At 41.7% G+C, this 24,061-nt stretch carries 22 protein-coding genes and 1 tRNA gene; 10 read left to right on the plus strand and 13 right to left on the minus strand.

What is annotated here, in order from left to right; genetic code table 11:
- Positions 1 to 14 precede the first annotated feature (14 nt).
- Both ACGF63_RS11975 and ACGF63_RS11980 read left to right on the plus strand, forming a co-directional pair.
- Positions 15 to 1,289, plus strand: a complete 1,275-nt coding sequence (locus ACGF63_RS11975) for a cytochrome P450, cyclodipeptide synthase-associated (RefSeq protein WP_152963311.1) — start codon at positions 15 to 17, stop codon at positions 1,287 to 1,289.
- Positions 1,290 to 1,610: 321 nt separating this feature from the next.
- Complete coding sequence (locus ACGF63_RS11980) at positions 1,611 to 2,993, plus strand: DHA2 family efflux MFS transporter permease subunit (protein ID WP_152963310.1); 1,383 nt, start codon at positions 1,611 to 1,613, stop codon at positions 2,991 to 2,993.
- Positions 2,994 to 3,136: 143 nt separating this feature from the next.
- On the opposite strand, the gene ACGF63_RS11985 is transcribed toward ACGF63_RS11980, so the two are convergent.
- The 5 genes from ACGF63_RS11985 to ACGF63_RS12005 form a co-directional block, all read right to left on the minus strand.
- Complete coding sequence (locus ACGF63_RS11985) at positions 3,137 to 3,898, minus strand: IS5 family transposase (RefSeq protein ID WP_387631006.1); 762 nt, start codon at positions 3,896 to 3,898, stop codon at positions 3,137 to 3,139.
- Between the two features lie 228 nt (positions 3,899 to 4,126).
- On the minus strand, positions 4,127 to 5,374 hold the full coding sequence (locus tag ACGF63_RS11990) for an ATP-grasp domain-containing protein (RefSeq protein ID WP_387631008.1): 1,248 nt from the start codon (positions 5,372 to 5,374) through the stop codon (positions 4,127 to 4,129).
- Between the two features lies 1 nt (position 5,375).
- Positions 5,376 to 6,305 carry an EamA family transporter gene (locus tag ACGF63_RS11995; RefSeq protein WP_152963307.1) on the minus strand — a complete coding sequence of 310 codons (930 nt, stop codon included), beginning with the start codon at positions 6,303 to 6,305 and terminating at the stop codon, positions 5,376 to 5,378.
- A gap of 102 nt (positions 6,306 to 6,407) precedes the next feature.
- Complete coding sequence (locus tag ACGF63_RS12000) at positions 6,408 to 6,971, minus strand: phosphoribosyltransferase family protein (RefSeq protein WP_036846133.1); 564 nt, start codon at positions 6,969 to 6,971, stop codon at positions 6,408 to 6,410.
- A gap of 2 nt (positions 6,972 to 6,973) precedes the next feature.
- A complete protein-coding gene (locus ACGF63_RS12005) occupies positions 6,974 to 7,915 on the minus strand; it encodes a cysteine synthase family protein (protein WP_387631012.1) in 942 nt (313 codons plus the stop codon).
- Positions 7,916 to 8,320: 405 nt separating this feature from the next.
- Here ACGF63_RS12005 and ACGF63_RS12010 point away from each other — a divergent pair, with 405 nt between their 5' ends.
- From ACGF63_RS12010 to ACGF63_RS12025, 4 genes are read left to right on the plus strand one after another with little or no spacing between them, the layout of a single operon-like run.
- Positions 8,321 to 8,701 carry a PadR family transcriptional regulator gene (locus tag ACGF63_RS12010; protein ID WP_110742889.1) on the plus strand — a complete coding sequence of 127 codons (381 nt, stop codon included), beginning with the start codon at positions 8,321 to 8,323 and terminating at the stop codon, positions 8,699 to 8,701.
- A 54-nt stretch (positions 8,702 to 8,755) separates the two neighbouring features.
- A complete protein-coding gene (locus ACGF63_RS12015) occupies positions 8,756 to 9,649 on the plus strand; it encodes a permease (RefSeq protein WP_152963306.1) in 894 nt (297 codons plus the stop codon).
- 12 nt (positions 9,650 to 9,661) lie between these two features.
- Positions 9,662 to 9,847: a hypothetical protein gene (locus ACGF63_RS12020; protein ID WP_036846136.1), complete on the plus strand. Its 186-nt coding sequence runs from the start codon at positions 9,662 to 9,664 to the stop codon at positions 9,845 to 9,847.
- Positions 9,848 to 9,863: 16 nt separating this feature from the next.
- Entirely contained in the window at positions 9,864 to 10,940 is a 1,077-nt protein-coding gene (locus ACGF63_RS12025; protein ID WP_152963305.1) for a methyltransferase domain-containing protein, read from the plus strand.
- 101 nt (positions 10,941 to 11,041) lie between these two features.
- Here the strand turns inward: ACGF63_RS12025 and ACGF63_RS12030 are convergent.
- From ACGF63_RS12030 to glyQ, 4 genes are all read right to left on the minus strand, one after another.
- Positions 11,042 to 11,118 (minus strand) — tRNA-Pro (locus ACGF63_RS12030).
- A 198-nt stretch (positions 11,119 to 11,316) separates the two neighbouring features.
- The gene (locus ACGF63_RS12035) at positions 11,317 to 11,577 is read right to left on the minus strand and encodes a type II toxin-antitoxin system RelB/DinJ family antitoxin (RefSeq protein ID WP_387631083.1); all 261 of its coding nucleotides are present in this window, start codon (positions 11,575 to 11,577) and stop codon (positions 11,317 to 11,319) included.
- 108 nt (positions 11,578 to 11,685) lie between these two features.
- Entirely contained in the window at positions 11,686 to 13,755 is a 2,070-nt protein-coding gene (gene glyS / locus ACGF63_RS12040; RefSeq protein WP_387631017.1) for a glycine--tRNA ligase subunit beta, read from the minus strand.
- Between the two features lie 9 nt (positions 13,756 to 13,764).
- A complete protein-coding gene (gene glyQ / locus ACGF63_RS12045) occupies positions 13,765 to 14,679 on the minus strand; it encodes a glycine--tRNA ligase subunit alpha (protein ID WP_132355195.1) in 915 nt (304 codons plus the stop codon).
- A gap of 195 nt (positions 14,680 to 14,874) precedes the next feature.
- On the opposite strand from glyQ, the gene ACGF63_RS12050 reads away from it, so the two are divergent.
- From ACGF63_RS12050 to ACGF63_RS12060, 3 genes are all read left to right on the plus strand, one after another.
- A complete protein-coding gene (locus ACGF63_RS12050) occupies positions 14,875 to 15,432 on the plus strand; it encodes a DNA-3-methyladenine glycosylase I (RefSeq protein ID WP_036846146.1) in 558 nt (185 codons plus the stop codon).
- A 205-nt stretch (positions 15,433 to 15,637) separates the two neighbouring features.
- On the plus strand, positions 15,638 to 16,891 hold the full coding sequence (locus ACGF63_RS12055; RefSeq protein WP_387631021.1) for a valine--pyruvate transaminase: 1,254 nt from the start codon (positions 15,638 to 15,640) through the stop codon (positions 16,889 to 16,891).
- A gap of 746 nt (positions 16,892 to 17,637) precedes the next feature.
- Positions 17,638 to 17,964, plus strand: coding sequence for a YceK/YidQ family lipoprotein (locus tag ACGF63_RS12060; RefSeq protein ID WP_387631024.1), 327 nt, complete (start codon positions 17,638 to 17,640; stop codon positions 17,962 to 17,964).
- A 58-nt stretch (positions 17,965 to 18,022) separates the two neighbouring features.
- On the opposite strand, the gene ACGF63_RS12065 is transcribed toward ACGF63_RS12060, so the two are convergent.
- Positions 18,023 to 19,312, minus strand: a complete 1,290-nt coding sequence (locus tag ACGF63_RS12065; protein WP_387631027.1) for a DUF3748 domain-containing protein — start codon at positions 19,310 to 19,312, stop codon at positions 18,023 to 18,025.
- Between the two features lie 134 nt (positions 19,313 to 19,446).
- Between ACGF63_RS12065 and ACGF63_RS12070 the strand changes: the two genes are divergently transcribed.
- Positions 19,447 to 20,064 carry a trimeric intracellular cation channel family protein gene (locus ACGF63_RS12070; protein ID WP_387631030.1) on the plus strand — a complete coding sequence of 206 codons (618 nt, stop codon included), beginning with the start codon at positions 19,447 to 19,449 and terminating at the stop codon, positions 20,062 to 20,064.
- Here ACGF63_RS12070 and ligB read toward each other — a convergent pair.
- The 3 genes from ligB to ACGF63_RS12085 form a co-directional block, all read right to left on the minus strand.
- Positions 20,058 to 21,800, minus strand: coding sequence for an NAD-dependent DNA ligase LigB (gene ligB / locus ACGF63_RS12075; protein WP_152963301.1), 1,743 nt, complete (start codon positions 21,798 to 21,800; stop codon positions 20,058 to 20,060). The genes ACGF63_RS12070 and ligB overlap by 7 nt on opposite strands.
- Before the next feature lie 462 nt (positions 21,801 to 22,262).
- Positions 22,263 to 22,733, minus strand: coding sequence for a zeta toxin family protein (locus ACGF63_RS12080; protein WP_387631034.1), 471 nt, complete (start codon positions 22,731 to 22,733; stop codon positions 22,263 to 22,265).
- On the minus strand, positions 22,730 to 22,984 hold the full coding sequence (locus ACGF63_RS12085) for a hypothetical protein (protein WP_118985231.1): 255 nt from the start codon (positions 22,982 to 22,984) through the stop codon (positions 22,730 to 22,732). The genes ACGF63_RS12080 and ACGF63_RS12085 overlap by 4 nt, the downstream gene beginning before the upstream one ends.
- Positions 22,985 to 24,061: the final 1,077 nt, after the last annotated feature.

The following is a 24,061-nucleotide window of genomic DNA, read 5'->3' on the forward strand; positions in this document are numbered from 1 at the left end:
AAAGAAATAAAATAATGGCTAAATTAAATTCTTTCAGCATTCACAATCCTAAATTTATAGAAAATCCTTACGATTTTTACGACACCTTGCATGAGCAAGATTTAATTTATTTTGATCAATTTCAAAATAGCTATTTTATCGGCAAATATGAGGATGTTGACACTATTTTAAAATCCTCAATTTTCAATACACAGCCATTGATTGAGCGAGCTGAACCTGTTATGGGAGATCGTGTTCTTGCTCAAATGGAAGGTGAAGAACATGCGCGTAAACGAAAACTCGTGATGCAAGGACTTTCAAAAGATTATTTTGATAACCACTACGAACCCATGATTCGAAAGCTCACAGAAAATCTCCTACAACCTCATATTGAAAAAGGAAATATAGACCTTGTTAATGACTTTGGCCGAGATTATGCCGTATTAGTAACATTAGATATTCTTGGACTGCCAAGTGATAACTATCGTGACATAGCTGAATGGCACAAGGGTATCGCCAATTTTATTACCCAATTTGACCAAACAGAGCCAGAGAAAATGCACAGCCTTGAATGTAGTCAGAAATTGATCCGCTTACTAAATCCTATAGTGGACCAGCGGCGGTGTAATCCCAGTGGAGACTTTATATCTATACTTTGTGGTGGTAACGGGCAAGATACAGAGATGTCTACAAGTGAAATTACGGCATTGTGTTTAAATATTCTGTTAGCTGCCACAGAACCTGCTGACAAAACACTAGCAATGATGTTTAACCATTTAATATCTAATCCAAGTATGTTTGATGCAGTTGTTAAAGATCGTAGTCTAGTTCGAGACGCACTTGAAGAAACTTTACGTCTGACATCCCCCGTACAGCTAATTCCGAGAAAAGTGGGTGAAAATGTCACTATTTCTGGTATCAATATCCCCAAAGGTGCCCTAGTATTTTGTATGATTGGTGCCGCTAATCGCGATCCATCAGTTTTTTACAAACCAAATGAATTTGATCTATATCGACGAAAGAATACAATTTCTCAACAGAAAGCAAATCGAAGGAAACAATTGGCCTTTGGTACAGGTATGCATGCCTGTGTTGGTGCTGCATTTTCACTCCGTCAGTTGGAGATTTCATCCAATATTATTTTGGATCGCCTGTGCAATTTACGTTTTGCTGATAACTATCATTATCAAGAAACAGGAGTGTATACACGAGGGCCTTCTAAACTCCTTTTGAGTTTTGATCCAATAATATCCTCTACTTCAGCGAATGGTTGTGCTGAGCTGAAAATTACTGTGGAAAAGATGGAATAGGAACATAAAGTTCACGCTGTGGTGTAACAAGGAACGCTGTCACCTATACAGTACAGTGATATAATGGTGAGTATGTGGCAGTTCTGAAAAAACATCAGACTTGCATGAAATAACTCAAAGGATCCATCTGAAATGCTGGTCAAAGGGGAGACAGAAGTAGGCATCTCTTGAAACAATGATACTTAATCCCAAGCTAGGGAAAATACCATTAAAACAAACCGCTTTAAAATCAGCTGAGGTAACAACCTGTATGTTTACCTGTAATTATCTTGCCAATTCGCGTTCAGAGAAGAAAAACTTTATTGGCGGCGGAGATATATCATGACCAAAAATAGTTGTTCTGAGCAATCAACACCTTTAAATCGATACCAACTCTGGGTTATTACATGTCTTGTCATCGGGATTTGTTTGCCTCTATTAGATGCAACAATCATTGGAGTTGCCATTCCGTCTCTGACAGTCAATCTTTCGGCTTCAGTTGCTCAGTTACAGTGGGTTTCAACACTGTATACCTTGAGTGCGACAGTCACAGTCACGATTTGTGCTTGGGCGACACGCCGAGTGGGAGCTAAGAACCTTTGGCTAACCGGTCTGGTCGTTTTTACGTTAGGTTCGTTACTTTGCGGTTTTTCCTCTCACATTGATTTTCTTTTAGCCAGTAGAGTCATACAGGGCATAGGCGCCGGTATGCTGATGCCTGTGATGCAAACAGTATTGGTTAACGCAGTTGGCAAGCAAAATTTGAAAGGGGCTATGGCAACTATTGCTGTACCCACAGTTATTGCTCCTATCGCTGGGCCTATCGTTGCAGGCTATTTATTGCACATTGGTGATTGGCGCTTAATCTTCTTTATCAATGTACCCATTGGGATAGCAGCCATTGCACTCAGCGCCGTATGTATCACCAAAAATGATAAATCGGAATCTATACGTTTTGATCTAATGGGATTTTTACTGCTAACACCATCGCTATTGTTCATGATTTACAGTCTGTCATTGCTGGCGAAAGCAGATACAATGAGCACCCTACATTGGTTAATTATGGTTGGGATCTTACTTGCAAGCCTAATACTCATTTTGCTTTTTGTTCGCCATACACTAAATAAAACCTCTGATGCTTTAATTCAACTTGCGCCGTTTAAGGTAAGATCTTTTACCGCGTCTATTTGGTTATTACTTCTTTCAAGTATTAGTTTTTATGGCGGCCTTTTTGCTTTACCAATTATGTTTATACATGGCTTCCAACAAAGTGAATTACTTGCCAGCATTTGGATAGGCGCTCACGGAGTAGGCGCACTTCTTTCACGCTCTTACATTAAATCATTAAGCGGACGTTTTGGTGTCAGTAATACAGCTCTGATTGGAACAATAATGGCTATATTCGGCACAGTGCCGCTATTTCTGCACAATATCCCATCTCATCCAGAAATCATCATGGTAACAATGTTGCTCAGAGGTGCTGGTATAGGTTTAATTACATTATTAGCTATGTCCCATGCTTATCATGAGTTACCAGACACTCAAGTTCCGGACGCAAGCGTAATTACCAGAATCGGAACCTTATTTGGTGCATCGCTAGGTACAGCGACTGTCGCTGTGCTTTACAGCATTGCTCCAAGTCGTGAGGACTTTTCCCTAATTTTACTTGGGCTGCTATTTATTACTTTCTGTTGTACAATTCCAGCACTCAAACTACGGCGTTAATCCCAGTATAATACGGGTACATAATTCTGTACCCGATTTTTAGACGGACTACCTGATACACTGACACCTTGATGTTCAATGCATATGACGCCGTTATGAAAAATTGCACTTATTAGGGGTTGTTTACCTTTCGGGTACCTAATTTATTCAGCCCACATAGGCAACCAGATAATGATAAAACCCAGAGCCAGCATACTGGCGTAATTACGCTCCAACTTATCGTATCTTGTTGCTATTGCACGAAAATGTTTAATTCTGGCAAACGCATTTTCCACCAAGTGGCGGTAACGATATAAACATTTATCAATACGCTTATCGGCTTTTCGACGGTTTTTCTTATAGGGAATGACCGGCGTTGCACCTTGTTGTTTCACGGCAAGCCTGAAGGCTTCGCTATCGTAACCTTTATCCGCAATCACAAAATCCGATGGCGGTGACTGTGACACCAGACTTTCTGCATGAACTATGTCGTGTGTTTGACCCCCAGAAAGCTCAAAATGCACAGGTAAACCGTCACTGTCCACGGCCAAATGGATCTTGGTTGACCGTCCACCCCGACTTTTTCCTCTCGATTCATTTTCTTTAGAGGCTGCGCCTGCACTGTGTTGATGAGCCTGCACAATACTGCCATCAATGAACAGCCACTCCGTATCAGAATATTCAGATAAGAATTTGAATATTAAATTAAAAATATCTTTCTTTGCCCATTCATTAAAACGTCGAAAGACGGTATTCCATTTCCCAAATTCAGGCGGTAAATCCCGCCAGGGACAACCGGTTCTCATGCGGTAAAGGATACCCTCAAAGGTCAGGTGATGTTCTTCTTTGTGATAAATCAGTCCACTTTGTTGCATGAATACAGCTAGCGTATCCCATAGGGGTTTTGATAACATGGTTCTCGGCATGATGGTAAGGCATGGTTGGTTTTTGGCGAAAGCAATTATACCCAATCATCATGCTGTTCAATAAGCCCTCTCAAAACGTCAACAGCCCCTAGTCGAATCTGCCTCATATATCGACAAACAGATAGGCTCCAAACTGCGGTTATCCCGGATTACGCTTCCGATCAACGGCCATACCATAATCAGGCATAGCCATTGAAAAATGTAACCAGATGAACATACCCACAACAATTAAATATTTTTCAAATACCCACCAGATTCTTCAATTCTTCTGATTTTTTCGTAATCTTGTTTAATTACATCCTTATCATGATGAATTAAATAAACCGTTCCGGGTTGGCTAAAAACATCTTTAGTTATTTCAATTTCATCACCTTCATCAACATAAAAAACAACCTCATAGAAAGAAGGTAATTTCTTTAATTCCTCTATAAAAGAATTTGCGGTAAATATACCAAGACGATGGTTAATCAAACATACATTATAGGAATGATTAATCAGGGTATAATCTTCTGCTTGTATAGCCTTATTAAAATTTTCCGGTTCGGCGATAGACATAGCAGAAGCACTAATTTGCCCTAAACCTGTTGTTAATTTGGCGATCGCAGGTCGCAATATTCCGTCCATTCTCGCCGCAATTTCAACCAATTTGGGGCCATCAGGTGTTAACATTACCTCAGCATGGCTGGGACCATTGAATATACCTAAAGCAAGTACAACTCTTTTGGTATATTCAACTAAAACATCATACTCTGGATGGGAGGAATCAATAATGTCATCGATATCATAGATTATGCTACCCGTGTCAAGCCTGCGCTTTTTATATTTTACCACTTCCGTAACTAATTGATTGCTATTAAAAGACACCATATTAACGACATATTCAGTCCCTTTCAGAAACTCCTGTATTAAGACATGGTTATTACAGAGATTAAGTTTATTCGATTTCCCCAATATTTTATAAAAAGCCTCCTTGGCAGAACGCTCATCTTCGCAGATATAAACACCATCAGAACCCGCACTCTCTAATGGTTTAAGCACAACAGGAAAATTACCAAAAGTTCTAATCCATTGCTCCGCAGTATGCCAATCTGAAAATTTACCTTGTTCTGCCGCAGGAATTCCATATTTCTTCAGCGTGTCAATCATCTCATACTTATTGCGCCTTGCAGAGGTCTTAATAAAATTATTTTTATAATCAAATTCAAAATGATTATTAAGTTTATCTGCAAGAGAAACACCACTTTCACTCCCCGCAATAATAAATTCAACACCCTGTTCTTTAAGGAAGTTTACTGTATCAACTATATTGTAATAAACATAATGCTCTTTATAGATTGAATAATCGAAACCTTTATAATAATAACTATGTAAATCTGATTTCGAGGCTATATGCAAGAGACAACAGCCCTTTTCATAAAGCTCTTTCGCCATAAACTTACCAGAAGAAAAACCATCTACAATAGCAACCTTTTTCATTTTATACCTCACTATACCCTTTGGTCTTTTTTATCTTACTAATACCAAGAACGGTTAACAAAGAAACTATAACCAAAACTGCAATCAGACTTTCAATAGAAAAAGCTATACGCGAATCAAGATATTGAAAACAAATAACAAATACGGGTATTAGCAATAATAGTAAAGAAACATGAAGCGGTTTAATGGCATTAATTGTTTTCTGTATAAGATAGATTGGCAGTAAGTGCCCGATAATCACCAGAATAAACATCGGAAGAATCATTTCGATATTCAAACCAAAAGAAACATCGGATAGTGAAATATAACAAAACGAAAGTATAACCATTAAAATATTTCTAACAGATAATATCTCATATGTTTTCCATTTTTCCTTGAATAATTTCTTAGAAAAAATAGTGTATAATACGGTTCCCACCGCACTGAATATCACACTGATAATACCGATAATTCTATCCTGAATTGAAGTCGATGATAAACCACTATTTCCCAAAAATGAATTTACCAGCATAATGCCTACCCCAACTAAAACCAACCAGGATATGACAACTTCCAGTTTTTCCGTTTTCGCCTCATCTTTATCTATCAAAGACGAGAGAAGGATAGTTATTGCCGGACCACAAGCCACTGAAGCCACGCCAACTATAGCAGGCTCAAGAAAACGAAGTGAAATTATTAACCCTCCCCAATTTAATAAAACTGAGACATTAATAATTAACACTAACAATGTGTTATTACGGACCTTTAATATTAATTCATCAATCCCCTTGAAGATACTTATCGCCATAAACAACAAAGTCGATGACATAAAACAATAAAAAATAACAATAGCCGAGTTTATCGATTGCGTTAAATACGCAACAAACACATCAAACGCGGCACTTATGAGACAAAAAACAATCCCATATATTACGCCATTATATGAAGACATATATCACCTATTGATCTCTTTCTCCAAAAATTAAACTGTTTACTCTGAATTCCTTTTATTATTTCAAATTTATCTTTAATTACGGTTGTTTTCATATTTATTTTACTCAATAACTGTAACTTTTTCATTCTCAAGATAAATTTTCATAATCGTTTTCACTTCTATGCCGGTTTTATCTTTCACTTTTATTTTGCCATTATTCTGGATTTTCTCTACCGCACATATAACATCTTTAACCTCACCACCACTCTTTTGCACCGATTCTATAAGAGATATTACCGCGCCCCCTGTACTTAAAGTATCATCTATAATAGCAACGCGATCACCTGGCTCTATGCCATTAAGATACATTTTCCCTTCAAAATACTCGGAACTAATCTGTACAACATTATGATTAAGCTCATCCAAACAATAGGGATACCATCTAGCCATTGCCAATGGTATTCCCGTAAAGAGAGAAATAGCGGTTGCCAGCGGAGCACCTTTGTCCTCTTCTGTGACAATCTTGTCTATTTCAAGATCCATTAATTGAATTATCTTATGAGCAACTTCTATCAAAACCTCAGGTCTTAACGCAGGTAACTGGTCCGTAAATTCATTGACTGTTGTCAATGTTTTTCCAGAATTAATCACTCGCGCGTTTTTATAAATGTCTTTTAATAACATGCTCAATCTGCCTTATATTCAGGGTAAACGCCATCCCAACGACTCTTATATTTCCAAGCACTGTCAAAGAATAAAGTGATCAATACTTTATTATGTAATTTTTGCAGCATTCTCTCACACACCAATAAATTGGCACCACACGTAGGACCTATGCCAAGATCATCAGTTAATATAAATTCTTTCATTCTATTCCAAGCTTCATCCCCTTCGACTGTATGCACTTCATCAACTAACTCCGGAACCGTATTAACCGATAGCACACCCGCACCAAGCCCCATCAGATTATGATGATGATGTTCAAAATGAATACCTTTCCTCATTGCATATAGTGGGGCAGAACTGCTTACTTCAATACCAATCGTTTTTATATTGCTATATTCTCGCTTTAAAACTTCAGCAATCCCCGAAAAAGTACCGCCTGTACCTATTGAACAAATAAAATAGTCAGGAACAATATTATTCTCTTTTAATTCTTTAATGATCTCCTCTCCACAGACATTCCAGGCTTCCTTATTTAACGTTGTGCCTGACTGGTCAAGGAAAAAAACATCATCTTTATCTTTAGCATAATCTTTTGCTGCCGAAACTGCTCCATTAAGAAATAGTTCCTTAGGTGTCTCATAAATCTCTGCACCATAAAACCTTATCTGCTCTTTACGCTCATCTGTCATGCCTTCAGGCATGAATATTTTTATCTTATATCCTTTTTCTCTTCCTATCCATGCTAATGCTGCCCCGCCATTTCCTGTCGAACAGTCAATTAGTGTCATGCCTTGCTGTATTTTACCCTCCTTCTCAAGAGTATTAACAATATGTAAGAACGTTCTGTCTTTATGACTTCCTGTAGGGTTCCGATATTCACACTTCGAAAATACTCTATTACCGTTTATTTTTAACTTATCAATCTCGAGTAAAGTTGTATTACCTATATCACTTAGTTTCACATTTATATTCCATTTCATGTTTTTAGAAGAAGACATTCATACACTATTATTATGTTTTTTCAAACAAGTAATTCAATGAATGAGATATATTTCTCAGATGAACAAATTAAGCCTTATTTATCATGAAATTAACTTCATAAATGGCAATATAATAACGAATATGTTAAATACTATTGATAGTGGATAAATGTTATTTTCTTATAATGATATTATTAGATATCAAAATATCTCGATATGTTGGAATCTGATTAATAAAACCTGTGACTATAAAGCCTTATTTTACTCATTATCAACACTGACCAAATTCAGGAATTTGATGCTGTTCGGGCTATGAATGAATTTAATTATAATAACAGGGGAATTATCATTGTTGACACCTTGATGCTCAATGCATATGATGACGTTATGAACAAATCTAAAAAAATCCCAGCGACTGCTGGACGAACAGCAGTGGACTACACTGATCGAATGTATTGGAATGGCATCATTAAGATGAGCTTGTCCAAGTTTTTCATTCTCAGTGTTCTACGACAACGGCCTATGCATGGCTACGAAATTGCCCGTGAGGTTGAATGTTCAACCCAAGGCTGCTGTGCGCCCACTGAAGGTACAATTTACCCAGTGCTACGTGAATTTGAGCAAGGCGGGTATGTAACGGTGCACAACGAAACAGTTTCAGGTCGTGGACGTAAAGTCTACACATTAACAGATAAAGGGCGTGAAGCCTTTGCTGTGGCTGTAGAAGCCTGGATGGAAGTCGTTGCGCATATCAATCGTCAGCAATGACGGTTTTTTTTAACTATATACATTACCCATCTATGCATTGATCAGGAATATAAAATGAACCTAAACTCTCTTTCCGAAACACTTAAATTTTTTACCATCATAAGTACCGAGTTGATCATTCTGTTTTTGGTTGTGAGTTTCATTGTCGCAATGATGCAGGAGTACATACCAGCCAGTACAGTACAGCGTCTGCTTACCGGACGTGGTTTGCGTGGTAATCTCGTTGGCGCAGGATTAGGGGCAGTAACACCATTTTGCTCCTGCTCAACCATTCCTGTTACCGTGAGTCTGCTGAATGCAGGTGCACCATTTGGCGCCACTATGTCTTTCCTTGTCTCTTCACCAATACTCAATCCGGTTATTCTGGGTTTGCTGGTGACATTGCTTGGTTGGAAATTCACACTATTTTATGGTGTTTCTGCTTTTATTCTCTCTGTAGCGGTGGGTGCAATCTGGCAGTTCTTTGGTTTAGAACGAGACGTAAAGAAAGTACGTGTAGTCGGTAATAACAGCTCGCCTGGGCCAAACGATTTAAAATCGCGTCTCAATCGAGCCAGTCGTGCTGCCTTTAGCCTATTTAAAACTTCTTTACCTTATTTACTTATCGGTGCAGGTATAGGTTCCTTAATCTACGGTGTAGTACCGGGAGAATGGATTGCCAATATTGCTGGAGCCGATAATCCATTCGCCATTCCCGTTGCAGCAGCTGTAGGCGTCCCACTCTATATTCGTGCAGAAACATTGATCCCTATCGGTTTAGCATTGCAATCTCAGGGGATGAGTATAGGCGCTGTCACAGCACTGATTATTGCTGGCGCAGGGGCAAGCATTCCAGAAGTTATTCTGCTCAATACCATTTTCCGCCCCCGTTTAGTGGCGGTTTTTGTACTGACCATTTTCTGTGTCGCGATCGGGGTAGGGTATATCGCTAATCTATTATTTGCCTGAAAGGAGGCCGTTATGTCGGAGAAGAAAGGGTTTATTGCCCGTTTATTCAGTAAACAGGAAACTTCCGCATGTTGTGCAATGCGGATTGAAGAGGTGACTGACGAAGCTCAAGATATTTCAAAGGAAAAAAAATCTGATTGCTGTAAGAAAAATACCAAAGACGCTAAAGAAGAAAACCAAGCACCCAAAGATGTTTAGTTTAAGGAAGAAAAAGATGAACGAACAATTGCTTAAACAACGGATTGAAGACATACAACACTATTATGGCGAAACACTGTCCAACAAACAGGATCTCGCTACGAATGTATGTACTGCGGACCAAGCTCCTTCAAGCAGAATCAAAGAAATTCTTAAACTTATCCACCCTGAGGTACAAATGCGTTTTTATGGTTGTGGTGCGCCTTTCCCTCCCTTATTGGAGGGAACCACAGTTCTGGATTTAGGGTGTGGTAGTGGACGTGATTGCTTTATTCTTTCTCATCTCGTAGGTGCTGAAGGTAAAGTCATTGGCATTGATGCAACAGCAGCACAAATCAAGTTCGCTCAGAGTTTTGTCGACTACCATCGTCAGATATTTGGCTATCCATCCACCAATATTCATTTTCAACAAGGGTATATCGAGTCACTGGAGGAACTTGATTTACCGCCTGAAAGTATCGACGTTATCGTCTCAAACTGTGTCATCAATCTGTCTATGTCTAAGGCAGATGTGTTGGCTGGTATGGCTCGCTTACTCAAGCCTGGCGGAGAAATCTACTTTTCTGACATTTTTTCAGATAGAAGACTGGACCCATCATTGAAAGATGATCCGCAAGTTGTTGGTGAATGTATCGGTGATGTTTTGTACTTTGAGGATTTTATACGGCTGGCAAGAACGGTCAGTTTTAATGATGTTCGTGTAATCAATAGCAACTTGAGACCCATAAACAATAAGGAAATCGAAGCAAAACTAGGCGGTGCAAAACTGTATTCCATGACGCTAAGACTGTTCAAATTAGAACTGGAAGACCGCTGCGAAGACTATGGCCAAGTCGCAATTTATAAAGGTAATCTACCGGATGCCCCAAATCAGTTTGTTCTTGATCAAGAGCATATTTTTGAGGCAGGCAGAGCCACCCCGGTATGTGGTAATACTGCCAAGATGATGACCAAAAGCCGTTACCATACATTGTTTGATTTAATTGGCGATGGGAAAAAGCACTATGGTCTTTTCAACTGTGGAACACCGCAACAATTTGATGTTGATACTAAAGTTATGCAAACCGATGTACCAAACAACTGTGGTTGTTGAGTAAATGCTTCCGAATAGCAAAAATCCTTACAGCAATGCTGTAAGGATTTTCTAATTTCTTTAAGTTCGCGGAGCTACTTCAACATCCCCAAACTATTATCTGGTCGGCGAGAGAGGATTCGAACCTCCGACCCACTGGTCCCAAACCAGTTGCGCTACCAAGCTGCGCTACTCGCCGAAAACGAGGCGCATCTTACTGCGCTCGTTGTAGGCCGTCAATACCTTTTTAATAATCAGGGATTAGTTGCTGTTAAAAACAACGGGAATGCAGCTATATTGGATTCTCACACGTTTTGAACAGTTTATTCATCGAATAGATCGGAATGTCTTCCTGTTCGCTCAAATCTGACAACATCACCAACCACCTTCTAACGCATCAGATACCAAGTTGATCGAATAAATCATTAACATCCTTTGCTTGATGGATATCTTCACCGCGATCACTCTTAGCCAAAGTTTCGGCTGTTAATTTATTAGGCACTCGCATTTCAAACGGCAATGCTTTTTCCTTTGCAACCTTAGTTAAAGTGATGCGTACCAGATCGGATACAATTAACCCCATACCAGCCAAAACCTCAGTAGCTTCTGCTTTTAATGTCTCATCAATTCTTGCACGAACAAATGCATTTGCAGCCATATTCTTTAAAAATAAAGTGTGGCTCAACTGAGCCACAAAATCAATGTAAGGGATATTAGGTTCCAACCATTTCATTCCACAACAGCCGGAACTGGCTATTTCAGATCATTATTGCAGTAACGAAATATCCGCAACTTTCAGGAACAGATCACGCAATTCACTTAACAGGGTTAAGCGGTTCACGCGCACCTGCTGGTCTTCGTCCATCACCATGACATTGTCAAAGAAAGCATCGACAACTTCACGCAGAGAGGCCAATTCAACCAACGCTTCCTGATAGCGCCCTTCAGCAAATAAAGGTGCCAGCTTATCCTGTAAAACCACCAGATACGTTGCCAGTTTCACCTCTTCCGGCGCTTTCAGCACAGAGGCACTCACTTTCTCATTCAGTGTCTCTTCAGACTTCGCCAGAATGTTAGAAACGCGCTTATTCGCGGCTGCCAGCGCTGTCGCTTCATCCAATGTACGGAAGTGAGTCACCGCTTTAACACGGGCATCGAAATCAGCCGGTTGCGTTGGACGACGCGCCAACACGGCCTGAATGGTATCAATGCTGTAACCCTGCTCCTGATACCAAGCACGGAAACGGCCAAGCATAAACTCAACCACGTCATCAGTGACTTTGGCATTGGTCAGCTTGTTGCCATATAGACGAACCGCTTCTTCTGTCAATGCCTGCAAATCCAGTGACAGTTTTTTCTCAACGATAATACGCAAAGCACCCAGCGCAGCACGACGCAGTGCAAACGGATCTTTATCGCCTTTCGGATGCTGACCAATGCCAAAAATACCCGCCAGAGTATCCATTTTGTCCGCAATGGCTAACGCACAGGAAACACCTGTAGAAGGTAATTCATCACCGGCAAAACGCGGCTGATACTGCTCATTCAACGCCAGAGCGACATCTTCTGTTTCACCGTCATGACGGGCGTAATGCATTCCCATCACACCCTGAGTATCGGTGAACTCGAACACCATATTGGTCATCAGGTCACATTTAGACAACAAACCCGCACGAGCGGCATGATTAACGTCAGCGCCAATCTTCTCTGCAACCCAGCCAGCCAGGGCCTGAATACGATCCGTCTTATCGCGCAAAGTACCAAGCTGTTTCTGGAACAGAACCGTTGCCAGACGTGGCAGATTATTTTCCAGACGCTGTTTACGATCCGTATTAAAGAAGAATTCCGCATCAGCCAGACGCGGGCGAACCACTTTTTCATTACCGGAAATGATTTGCTGTGGATCAGAGGATTCAATGTTGGCAACAAAGATAAAATTTGCCATCAACTTGCCAGCATTGTCATAAACCGGGAAGTATTTCTGGTCGCCTTTCATGGTATAAACCAACGCTTCTGCTGGCACTTCGAGGAATTTTTCTTCAAATTTCGCTGTCAGCACAACCGGCCATTCAACCAAAGAGGTAACTTCTTCCAACAAGCTATCACTAATATCCGCAATGCCACCCAGTTGAACAGCGGCTTGTTCCACATCCTGCTTAATAAGCGCCTTACGAGTCTCATAATCCGCGATCACTTTACCGCGTTGCTGCAAAATCGCTGGATACTGTTCCGCATTGTCAATCGTGAATTCAGACTCACCCATAAAACGATGACCACGAATGACACGAGCAGATTTGATGCCCAGAATGTCACCTTCAATCAGTTCATTACCGAACAACATAGCGATGGTATGCACCGGGCGAACAAACTGAGTCTCTTTATCGCTCCAACGCATCAGTTTAGGTATCGGCAACTTACTCAGAGCCTGGCTGACCATAGCCGCCAGCAACTCTTTTACACTGCGGCCCTTAACCAGAGCACGGTACAGTAACCATTCGCCTTTATCTGTCACCAACCGTTCAGCCTGAGAAGCTGTAATACCACAACCACGAGCCCAACCTTCAGCCGCTTTTGTCGGTTTACCCTCTGCATCAAATGCCTGAGCAATTGCCGGGCCACGTTTTTCCACTTCACGGTCAGCCTGCGCTTCATCCAGATTGGCAACTTTCAGCGCCAGGCGGCGCGGGGCCGCAAACCAGCTCACTTCACCATAAGCCAGATTAGCGTTATCCAATTCTGCCGCAAAATTAGCCGCAAATGCTTCAGCCAGTGAACGAAGAGCCTTCGGCGGCAACTCTTCTGTGCCGATTTCCACCAGGAAAGTCTGTTGAGTCATGACAGCCTCTTAGTTCTGATTCTTTTTACACATAGGGAAGCCCAACGCCTCGCGGGAGGCATAGTAAGCTTCTGCAACAGCTTTGGTCAGGGTGCGAATACGCAGGATATAGCGCTGACGCTCAGTCACCGAGATAGCTTTACGGGCATCCAACAGATTGAATGTATGACCCGCTTTGAGAATACGTTCATAAGCCGGCAGAGGCAGCGGTGTTTCCAGCGCCAGCAGATCCTGAGCTTCTTTTTCATATTGCTCAAAGCAGCTAAACAGGAAATCGACATCTGCATACTCAAAGTTATAAGTAGATTGTTCTACTTCATTCTGATGATAAATATCACCATAAGTGGTTCTACCCAGTGGACCATCACACCAAACCAGATCATAAACACTGTCTACGCCCTGGATATACATCGCCAGACGCTCAAGACCGTAAGTAATCTCACCGGTTACCGGCTTACACTCAAGGCCACCTACCTGCTGGAAGTAAGTGAACTGAGTCACTTCCATGCCGTTAAGCCACACTTCCCAGCCCAAACCCCAGGCACCCAATGTCGGGTTTTCCCAGTTATCTTCAACAAAACGGATATCATGAACCGTCGGGTCCAACCCCAACTCTTTCAGAGAACCCAGATATAATTCCTGAATATTGTCTGGTGACGGCTTAATAATGACCTGAAACTGATAATAATGTTGTAAGCGATTCGGGTTTTCACCGTATCGGCCATCCGTCGGACGACGGGAAGGTTGCACATAAGCCGCAGCAATTGGCTCCGGGCCAAGTGCACGCAGGCAAGTAATTGGATGAGAAGTACCCGCGCCGACTTCCATGTCCAGTGGTTGGACAATGGTGCAGCCCTGGCGCGCCCAATAATCCTGTAATGTCAGGATCAGCCCCTGAAAGGTCTTGGTATCAAACTTTTGCATGTTGGATCCGCACGCGATACATATGAATTTGAAAGGAAGTCGGTCAGTATACCCTTTGACCTTAAGATATACAGCCCTGAATTCGCTCTCAATTCCACCCTAAAATAAAAAAATCTTAATCTGGCTATTTTACTTGTATGTATATACAGTTAAAGTACAGTCAATTATTAACCATCAACATCGGGAATAATCATCATGGAATTAACACGCTGTCATTGGGTGACCTCTGATCCTGAATATCTGACTTACCATGATAATGAATGGGGAAAACCACAAAAAGATAGCCAAAAGCTGTTTGAAATGATCTGTCTGGAAGGCCAGCAATCCGGGCTGTCATGGCTGACTATCCTGAAAAAACGCGCAGGCTATCGCCAATGTTTTCATCAGTTTGATCCGGTAAAAATTGCCGTCATGGATGAAAATGATGTGGCACGACTGATGCTCAATCCCGCAATTGTCCGCAATCGCGCCAAAATTAACGCCATTATCAACAATGCGCGGGCATATCTTAAAATGCAACAACAGGGTGAGGAATTCAGCACCTTTATCTGGCGTTTTGTTGATAACAAACCGATTATTAATCAGTGGAAAACCATCACAGAGGTGCCGGTAAAAACAGATATTTCAGATGAGTTATCACAAGCACTGAAAAAAAGAGGGTTCAAATTTATCGGCAGTACCACTTGCTATGCATTTATGCAGGCGACAGGCTTGGTCAATGACCATATAACTGACTGTTTATGTAGAAAATAAATTCAGTGAATTACAATAGCCCCAAGATTAATGCCAATAATAAAGCTGGATATTAACCAAACATTTAGCTCTTTATTTTAAATGTTAAATTAAATGCCATATTAAATAATTAATAGTCATAATTTTCTAGATTGCACCCCGATAATGCGAAGGGTATGGTGTTATTTCTTCTAATTTGAATAACACACCGACAACGAACACGGCTATGATTTTTTCTCAATTCGGTAACAAGTTTACACAAGACGCAGGTATAACCCGCCTGATGAATGACCTTAATCAAGGGTTGAGGACACCCGGTGCAATTATGCTGGGCGGTGGTAATCCGGCACATATCCCGGAAATGGATGACTATTTTCAGCAATTACTGACTGAGATGGCCGCAAGCGGTCAACTCACGGAAACACTATGCAACTATGATGGCCCTCAGGGTAAAGATACGCTAATTCGAGCATTGGCAGAGATGCTGCGCGAAAAACTTGGCTGGGAAATTGGTACACAAAATATTGCCCTGACCAATGGCAGCCAGAGCGCATTTTTCTATCTGTTTAACCTGTTAGCCGGGCGCAGTGAAGATGGTTCTACCCGTAAGGTGCTATTCCCACTGGCACCAGAATATATTGGCTATTCCGACTCAGGGCTGGATGAAGGCTTATTTGTTGCCAATAAACCCAATATTGAATTATTGCCGGCAGGTCAGTTCAAATACCGTGTTGATTTTGACCATCTAAATATTACCGACGATATTGGTCTGATCTGTGTTTCTCGCCCAACTAACCCAACCGGTAACGTTATCACTGATGAAGAGTTACAACGGCTGGATCATCTGGCTCAACAACATCAAATCCCACTGCTAATTGATAATGCTTATGGCGTCCCCTTCCCTGGTATTATTTTCAGCGAAGCGACGCCATTGTGGAATCCCAATATTATTCTGTGCATGAGTTTATCCAAATTAGGGCTGCCCGGCTCCCGCTGCGGGATTATTATCGCTAACGATAAAATCATCAACGCCGTCAGTAATATGAACGGCATTATCAGCCTTGCACCGGGCGGCGTTGGCCCAGCAATGGCATTGGAAATGATCCGACGCAATGATCTTCTCCGCCTGTCACAGGATGTTATCCGCCCGTTCTATCAACAACGGGTTCAGGACGTCATTCATATTATTCGTCGTTACCTGCCGGAGGAACTTTGTCTGATCCATAAACCAGAAGGTGCCATTTTTCTGTGGCTGTGGTTTAAAAACCTGCCGATAACAACAGAAACGCTTTACCACAGGCTGAAAAAGCGCGGTGTGCTGATGGTTCCAGGCCACTATTTCTTCCCAGGGCTCGAGCAAAACTGGCCACATGCTCACGAATGTATGCGCATGAACTATGTTCCTGATCCGGAAAGTATCGAAAAAGGGATTGCGATTCTGGCGGAAGAGATTGAACTGGCACATCAGAAAGTCGCCTGAAACCAGTAATAAAAAAGCTCCTGCATGAGAATGCGGGAGCCAAATGACAACGAGGACTTTTACATGATTATTATCAGAATTTGTAGAGTGCTTGGTGCAAAGAAGAGAAAGAAACATTCCTTGTCTGCACCCTCTCCTTCAGCAGTATCTATTTAATCAAAAAATTCTCAATCTAATAGCTTGAATAGCCCGGTTTTTGTGCGTTTACTGATAGCTAATGTAAGAGTGCATTATGCATTAATGAGACTTTCAGCCGATTTCTTAACAAGCGGAACCTACCAGAAAACCGCTCACTCCATATTACTATATTTGGGCTTTAATCCCATGGTGCATGCTGACGGTGGTACGGCAATACTGTCACATCACCCGCATCCTTTACCAAAAAGGGATTATTGTCATAGCAAGAAAGACGATTTCTTTTAAAAAACCATGACGGATAGACAAAAAGCCAAATCACCTTAGCCAGCCTTATTAAGATTAAAGATTGTTTGAATAAATAGGCTACACAAATCATTACGATGACTTAATTCGTTTCTTATTCATCAGAAGAATAAAAAAATAAGTGTGACATAAAAAATTCACTATTCTCAGGTATTAATGCTATGGTCAATGTTGCATATCGTGATTATAGTAACTGATATCGAATCCCTTAACTAAGATCCTAATATCCGACAGGCTAACAGAGTCACTTAGTAAAAGCGGAATATTCCGGCTGTTTGTTTGACCATACGAGATCAATAGAACCGATGAAAAGTAATAAATTAATTCTATTTTGCGTCACATTAGGATGCCTGCTAATCAGCGGATGTACCAGCATCATGACGCATTCAGGACCTATCCGTGGTTATTATTCCGGTGCTCAGACAAATATTGAAATGCTAAAAGATGATGACACTGGCTGGGTGATGAAACCGCTGCTAGCGATTGATCTGCCTTTTTCTGCACTATTAGATACCCTTTTATTACCTTATGACTATATAAAATCCGATGAGGATCAGTCAGCAAGTTCACCAAAAGAGCGAATTGAGGAAATAGACAAAGCGCAAAATCAAAATCAGACTAAAGCTAACTAAGCATTCGTTTTGGTTTATTTATTGCCACCAGTGGATAACCAACTGGTAGCAAATGTATTTATTTTATCCCGGTTTCCACCAGGAAAATTTGCATATAACCATCTACTGCACGCATAAAGGCAATATGATGACTATCCGGTGAAATCACAACCGCATCCCCAGAAGGTGCTTTCTCTGTACGCTTTGTCAAGCGCTGTATCTGCCCATTTTGCACATCACACAGCATCACACTGTTATCACAAATAAAAGCAACATACTGACCGCTCCGATCCCAACTAAAAGCAGATTGAATACCACAATGATTCTGCGTTATTTGACGGGGCTCGCCACCATTTGGCGATATTGTCCACAATTGCACAATGCCATTATCATCTTTCATCAGAAAAGCAATCTGTTCACCATCCGGTGAAACACGCAGCCAGTGACGCGGATTATTCACCACCCCCGGGCAACGTTTGTGGCTAGTAAATGTCAGACGACGCTGCATTACACCGGCAGGCGGCGCCGGTAATGTTGTTTCCGTGCCTTGAAGCGGTTTTTCCCCTGCTATTGCATAATCAACATCCTGTTCAGGCAGATCAACAACATAGACTTCCGGTACTTTTCCCCCTGTTGCAGAAAGGGTATCGCCAATAAATGCCAGTGCCCAACGCTGCCGGTTGCCATCAGCTCTACGATACCCAGCCTGACCTATCCAACACTCTTCATAGGCGCGATTAATATCATCACTACCCGGCTCCGGATGAGGAGTTGTACGACTGACTAAAACGGAGAAATGGCTGCCATCATATTCACGGGGATGCTGTTTAGGGGATTCAACCGATTTTAAGGGCACAGCAACTGCGATATTCCGCAAATCAAGTGCTGGATCAAGCTCATGCATAACATGGTCGTTATAAGTAAAACTCAGGCGGCTACTATCCGGGCTAAATACATGAACGTGACTTCCTCCACGCAACGCTCCCGGCGTATAAGGGGCGGTAATATCCATGGCATCCAGTGTGACAGCCTTTCCGGGTGACTCTTCACTGACAATCACCCCACGCCGGTGATGAAAGTCATAATGCCATTGCTCATCCGGGCATTCTGGCCCGTGAATAAAAGCATACCGGACAGGTTCTGTGGGGCTGACTGTCACTACGCCAACATGAGCCCCCTCTTTTGCTTGATAGATAATATCTGTTTTGCCACTCTTCACATGAATTTTTTCTATCGTTAAACCGGTAAACGAAGCGCCATGAGGACGAACATCATAAACTAACCATTGGCTGTCTGGCGTCCAAATATTAGTATTGGCAAGCTGGTAGTTGCGATTGCCAAACGTGATTTGTCGTTCCTGAAAGAACACTTTATTATCCTTATGTCAGTTTTATTCGAATAACTATTACTAATCCAAAATGGATATAGAGAAAAAATTTCAGTCGAGACTTTACCATTTCGACATTACCCTTACCTTTTTATGCTGCCCACATCGAATAATCTATGTTACTAAGTGTTCTTTATATTATTGGGATTACCGCTGAAGCTATGACTGGCGCTTTAGCCGCAGGCCGCCGTAAGATGGATATGTTTGGCGTGATCATTATTGCTTCCGTCACGGCCATTGGCGGGGGTTCCGTTCGGGACATACTTCTGGGACATTACCCTCTTGGTTGGGTCAAACACCCTGAATATATCGTGACCGTCGCCTGCGCCGCCGTGATAACCACCTGGGCTGCCCCCATGATGAAGCATTTACGCCGTCTATTTCTTATCCTTGATGCCATTGGTCTGATTGTCTTCTCCATTATTGGTGCGCAGATTGCGCTGGACATGAACTATGGCCCAATAATCGCCTCTATTGCTGCGGTTATCACCGGGGTTTTCGGTGGCGTGTTACGCGATATGCTGTGTAACACCATTCCGTTGGTTTTCCAGAAAGAGATCTATGCCGGTGTCTCTTTTACCGCCGCTTGGTTATACATTGGCTTACAGCACACACCGTTGCCACAAGACGGCATTGTTCTGATTACCCTGATCGCAGGTTTGACAGCAAGACTGATTGCTATCCGCTACCGTCTTGGATTACCGGTCTTTAATTATGAGCACTCCGATCACTGAGCCCTATCAGCGGGGCTAGCTACAGCCCCATTTTTCCTGTCAAAACCCTTTATCCCTGCCTCTGATAATTGCCCGGCAATCTCTTGAATCTGCGTGTCATTGATAAAATCAGCCAATTTTTTCAATTGTCCGGTAGTGAGCCGCTGTTCTAACTGTGCTTCGGATAATTCCTGCTCCAGTTGCTGCCAGTGATCAACATCGTCAGATAACTTATCCATATAAGGCACCCCAATACCTTTCATCCAATAGGAAAAAGGCTGATTTTTTGCCTTGCTGAACTGTGAATAAATAGCCTGTGCCCGTTTATCGCCTATTCCTGGTAAAGCTGCAATGTCTTGAACTGAAAGTGTTAACCAACCGGTTAAATCAGTAACTAACTTCTGTTCGGTCAGCATTGCCCAACTACCGCTACTGACACCTGTCATTTGCAGATTTTCACCAAGCCATTTCAGCCGAGCATTAAACTGTTGTCCACAACCCGCCGTTAACGTCAGACAACTCAGTGCATGATAACGCTGCTTATCTGGTGGCTGAATATATTGACGCTCTTTTATCCGCCACACCACTTTATCTAATTTCGGGATACCATGACCCGCCAACGTGAGAGCTACCCGATCCCCCGGTAACACATCCAGCTGTTGCCAACGACGAACGGAACCAATATTGACTCGGCTGACTTGTCGGTCATCCAGTTTTACCTTATCCAGCCCAAGAACTACTGAGATTTTGCCGGTTCTGCCAATGGTAAAATTCACCTCCCTGACTTGCGTGACCTGATGACGTAAAGGGTGCTTCCAGGCTACAGCCCAACTGTTAGATCCAGACCGCCACTGGTTTCCTTTAGGTTCAATTTCCTGTTTCAGCACGATGCCATCCGTAGCAAAAGGTATGGGTTGTTCAAAATAGTACATTCGCAATTTCTGTATCTGCTCTGGTATCTCTATTTTATGGCTATAGCGAAGCGCCAATGGAAACCCCATATCTGCCAGTTTCTGCAATTTACTGTCCATCTCCGCAGGGCCATCCGGCCAGCTCCAGATAAACACACCGACTTGCTGTAATTCTGACGAATGTTCCTTACGCATCATCAAACCGGCGACACGACTACGAGCCCCATCACTGCCAGATGATTGTTGTATATGCCCATCCTTATGCAGAAAAAGCTCCCCTTGCAATATCATATAAGACGGTGCATTTTCTATCTCTTGGGGAATATCCGGAATATGTTGGCTTTTTGCTGTCCAGTTTATTCCTTCGGAGCCATTGCCCCGGCTGATTAATGAAACCAATTTCCCCTGCTGGTAAACCAATGTTACCGCCACACCATCAATCTTTGGCTGTAACCAGACAGGTAATCTGCTACGCAACCATCGGTTAATTTCTTGCTCGTCTTTCAGTTTACTTAATCCGGTATGAGCAACCGGATGACCAAGTTTATTATCGTTGGCAACTTCTACCGGAAAACGTGAATAAGGTATTTGTTTCAAGCAGAGCTGCCAATGCGTCAGCTCCGTCATTAATTGATCATAAACTTCATCATCGATCTCACTGATCCCTTTCTGACGATAGAGCTGATCCCAATGCACCATCTGCCGTGCCAGACTTTCTGTTTCACGCTGTAACTTATCCTGCGGCCATTCAGGGCAATCTTTCTCTGTATCTGAAACAAATACTTCAGCCGCAACTATCGGTGTACTGAAAACAATAAACAGAATCAATATTAATAAATTAAGCATCCGTGCTCCCTAGCTATCCATGCAATAACGGCAAAATAGAAGATAAAGAAATACTATCCAAGGCAGAGATAATAACTTTGCGAAGCGGTTCGAAGAATAAATGCCTAAAATCCCCAAATAACGAATTATCTCTATTCAACTACCAGATAACCCTCAGCAATTCGAAATACAATGTTAACCTTTATGATTGCTTTTTATTTATCAATTACGATTTTTTTAATTTCTGTGCAGAAATGATTTCGTTACTGGCTACACGCCTAAACCATTCAGGTAAATAACTAGCTAATTGCTTCACTCTGTCGCGATCTCTAGCCAATAATAGCTGTCTGCGCTTATTGCTGTTATCAAAAACCCAGACCCTATCTGATATATTCATAGCTAACGGCAGGTTAGTTATATACCCGTTATCTTTCAAGTTGCCTCTTTGTTGGCTGCACTCGCTCACCCCGGTCACATAGTTTGCTATGCTCCCGGGGATTCGCTCCCTTGCCGTCGCGAGGCATCTTGAAATCTATAGGGTATAGAACGATCATAGCGCCTGAATATATCGACAACGGGCACATTATGCCCTCCCGTTCTTACACGAAGTGCCACTCGTGCGGCAGACAAACCCACATCATGAACACCGATGAAAATAAAATTAACCTTGTAACCGGCATTAACGGCCAGCTCCATCAGCTTAATTTCGCCTTTACCCGTGAGAGTCGTCTCAACAGCAAACGAGCGGCATTCTTGAAGAAAAGCCGCTCGTTGTTTAATAGCTAACCGACCCGCATCCGCATTTTTCAGTGATGGGTTATGCGGACTGAGTTCTCTTGCTATATCATCGGGATTAATTACGGGAACCTTACCGGTTAGATGACGTCGAACCAATGTCGATTTTCCCGCTCCATTAGGTCCCGCAATAACCCAGAGCTGAGGCCGATGTATCATGCTTCCAGAACCTCAACTACCTGCTCTGTACCACTCATAAAACTAACCAGTTCCCTACGGCCACCTGGGTATTCCTTAATAACCATTCCTGCTGGAGTGTCAAACTCTGCATAATAAATTGGTTCACCCGCATTGAGGTGAGCACGCGCCTCTGAACCATCGTCATTTGCCAGTTGAGCATCAAAGATAGCCATAAAAGCGCGCTCTTGCGCCGGTGACATTTCATCTAAATTTTGCAGTTCAAGCCTCATCACTGTAACCCCTATAATTTGCACCACAAACTTATAACAGAATAAAACTGACTAATAATATCAAGGCAATAACTGTCGATAAATTATACACCATAGCATGCAGTGTAAATCCCATCCTTACCCCGGGCAACCCTTATCAATAAATTAAGCATCCGTGCTCCCTAGCTATCCATGCAATAACGGCAAGATAGAGGATAAAGAGATTCCATCCAAGGCAGAGATAATAACTTTGCGAAGCGGTTCGAAGAATAACTATCTGCAATCCCAAGGTAACAGACTTTTTTATACACTGCACAGAGCGGATATTATGGTGAAAATCTGATGTATTAATATTTGGTTCAGGGCGGCCATCAACGATCATTTCCCGTCGGTTTTCATCGAAAACAGAGGTTTGACAATTTACAGGCTTGAAAAAGGCAATGGAAACCCAACACTTAAAACACTATTGAACTACGCCAAAGCTTGCAATTGTGAACTGCATTTTGGCTTCAAAACAACTTAATCCAAGCAGTTAATCAATCTATTAATTATTATTTCGTTATTGTGAACCATTAACCAATAGTTGAACCAAATATAATAACTCAGCCTATCGAATATTCATTCGAAATATTAGCACACCTGACATCAGTTATTACCAACATCAACTTTCTGCGAAATATAAAAAGACCATAACTTTACGAAATAGTTTGGAACATAAATCCTATAAAAACCAAAAATAACTGAATTTTTATAAACCACATAGCATTGTCATTACGATAAAAACTTAACAATTCCTTATTTCCTACTTTACAATTAATTATTAGCAAATTAAGTTACTCGTTCACGTAATAATAGTCATAAAGATGTATATTCGCTCTAAATTCTTCCGATCAAACCTCATTATTACCACTATTTTCATTTATTTGTGGAAAATAATCCAAGAACGACTACCAACAATCAGATTTAGTGTTAACCTGAAGTTATCAGCCGATAACTTTTTTCTATTATCTTTTTTAAAAAAAGATTGCTACTCTTATTTATGTCTTCATAGCAATAAAAAGTCAGCTTACACCGCAAGGGATAAGTTTTATGGCATAG

It is taken from the genome of Photorhabdus sp. RM322S (assembly GCF_042879395.1).
Taxonomy (GTDB): Bacteria; Pseudomonadota; Gammaproteobacteria; order Enterobacterales; family Enterobacteriaceae; genus Photorhabdus; species Photorhabdus khanii.

Bases quoted from the DNA above. Each gene is read 5' to 3' on its own strand.
- ACGF63_RS12055 (WP_387631021.1), top strand. From the start codon at position 15,638: ATGATTTTTTCTCAATTCGGTAACAAGTTTACACAAGACGCAGGTATA.
- ACGF63_RS11985 (WP_387631006.1), bottom strand. From the start codon at position 3,898: ATGCCGAGAACCATGTTATCAAAACCCCTATGGGATACGCTAGCTGTA.
- ACGF63_RS12015 (WP_152963306.1), top strand. From the start codon at position 8,756: ATGAACCTAAACTCTCTTTCCGAAACACTTAAATTTTTTACCATCATA.
- ACGF63_RS11975 (WP_152963311.1), top strand. From the start codon at position 15: ATGGCTAAATTAAATTCTTTCAGCATTCACAATCCTAAATTTATAGAA.
- ACGF63_RS12050 (WP_036846146.1), top strand. From the start codon at position 14,875: ATGGAATTAACACGCTGTCATTGGGTGACCTCTGATCCTGAATATCTG.
- ACGF63_RS12085 (WP_118985231.1), bottom strand. From the start codon at position 22,984: ATGAGGCTTGAACTGCAAAATTTAGATGAAATGTCACCGGCGCAAGAG.
- ACGF63_RS12000 (WP_036846133.1), bottom strand. From the start codon at position 6,971: ATGTTATTAAAAGACATTTATAAAAACGCGCGAGTGATTAATTCTGGA.
- ACGF63_RS12010 (WP_110742889.1), top strand. From the start codon at position 8,321: ATGAACAAATCTAAAAAAATCCCAGCGACTGCTGGACGAACAGCAGTG.
- glyS (WP_387631017.1), bottom strand. From the start codon at position 13,755: ATGACTCAACAGACTTTCCTGGTGGAAATCGGCACAGAAGAGTTGCCG.
- ACGF63_RS11995 (WP_152963307.1), bottom strand. From the start codon at position 6,305: ATGTCTTCATATAATGGCGTAATATATGGGATTGTTTTTTGTCTCATA.
- ACGF63_RS12070 (WP_387631030.1), top strand. From the start codon at position 19,447: ATGTTACTAAGTGTTCTTTATATTATTGGGATTACCGCTGAAGCTATG.
- ACGF63_RS12035 (WP_387631083.1), bottom strand. From the start codon at position 11,577: ATGGCTGCAAATGCATTTGTTCGTGCAAGAATTGATGAGACATTAAAA.
- ACGF63_RS12025 (WP_152963305.1), top strand. From the start codon at position 9,864: ATGAACGAACAATTGCTTAAACAACGGATTGAAGACATACAACACTAT.
- ACGF63_RS11980 (WP_152963310.1), top strand. From the start codon at position 1,611: ATGACCAAAAATAGTTGTTCTGAGCAATCAACACCTTTAAATCGATAC.
- ACGF63_RS11990 (WP_387631008.1), bottom strand. From the start codon at position 5,374: ATGAAAAAGGTTGCTATTGTAGATGGTTTTTCTTCTGGTAAGTTTATG.
- ACGF63_RS12080 (WP_387631034.1), bottom strand. From the start codon at position 22,733: ATGATACATCGGCCTCAGCTCTGGGTTATTGCGGGACCTAATGGAGCG.
- ACGF63_RS12060 (WP_387631024.1), top strand. From the start codon at position 17,638: ATGAAAAGTAATAAATTAATTCTATTTTGCGTCACATTAGGATGCCTG.
- glyQ (WP_132355195.1), bottom strand. From the start codon at position 14,679: ATGCAAAAGTTTGATACCAAGACCTTTCAGGGGCTGATCCTGACATTA.
- ligB (WP_152963301.1), bottom strand. From the start codon at position 21,800: ATGCTTAATTTATTAATATTGATTCTGTTTATTGTTTTCAGTACACCG.
- ACGF63_RS12020 (WP_036846136.1), top strand. From the start codon at position 9,662: ATGTCGGAGAAGAAAGGGTTTATTGCCCGTTTATTCAGTAAACAGGAA.